The sequence below is a fragment of the Bartonella sp. MR110HLJHH genome (assembly GCF_042194225.1).
In the GTDB taxonomy this organism is placed as follows: domain Bacteria; phylum Pseudomonadota; class Alphaproteobacteria; order Rhizobiales; family Rhizobiaceae; genus Bartonella; species Bartonella grahamii.
Genome location: NZ_JBHIMQ010000073.1, coordinates 1 through 956, shown reverse-complemented (window position 1 = coordinate 956; position 956 = coordinate 1). Strand labels below are relative to the sequence as shown.

1 pseudogene is annotated in these 956 nt (G+C 49.6%); it reads left to right on the top strand.

Features of this window, described 5'->3' with window-relative positions:
* Positions 1–956 (top strand): annotated as a pseudogene (locus ACFIKB_RS09380) (filamentous hemagglutinin); the annotation flags it as partial.

Sequence of the window (956 nt, the reverse complement as noted above, 5' to 3'; positions counted from 1 at the left end):
AGTGCATTAGATATTTTTGATCTTGTTTCGCGCAAGATCAGTGTCGGGGGTCCCATACAGGTCAAAGGAGATTTGGCTGTTATCGCTGGTCACAATCATTTTGATTATGACAAACGCGAAGCAACTTCTCTTGGTTCTGATGGCAAAGAGCCAGAATTGGCGATTGATTCCAGTGAGTTTGGTGGAATGTATGCGGGGCAGATCCGCGTGATTGCCAATGATAAAGGCGCCGGCGTTAAGATGCGAGGAGACATGGTTGCCAATGCAGGCGCCATGAGATTGACAAGTGATGGCAAGCTGGTGATTGCCAAAGCACGCGCCAAAGGAGCGGTAAAAGCGCGTTCTCACCACGATAGTGTGCATGTAAAAGATTTGCTTTTTTCAGAAGAAGCGGTTGAACTGAAGGCTTTGAAGCATGTTGAACTGGCTGAGCAAGCTCGCGTTGCGGCAAGCGGTGCTGTTGATGTGCACGCCGATGTGATCAAACTCCAGTCTCATGCTCTTCTAGCAAGCGGTATTGGGAGTGATGGTCAACAGTCAGCGACGGGTTCTTTGTACTTACAGGCAGCAAAGCTTGAGGCGGGGAATGGGCGGATAGCAGCCGGTGATCTTTTAAAGATCCAAGCAGCAACAATTGATCTAAGTCGTATGCAAGATAATGATCAAACAGGGGTTTCTTCCCTTGGCGATCTGACCATTGAAACCAATCAAATCACCGCTTTAAACAACCATATTGGTGCCAAGGGGAATATTGTCTTGAGCGCCGATGATGCGCTCACTGTAGGCGCTGGACATTATAGCGCCGGCGGCTCTCTTTTGGTGGAAGCGGCAGAGCTTACATCACGTGCGCGCTTAGTGGCAGAGCAAAAAATTGACCTTTATGCGCATCACGGTGCCCTGATCCAAGAAGGCACTGTGTTGTCCAATGGGGAGATAACGCTGGATGCCCATGGTGC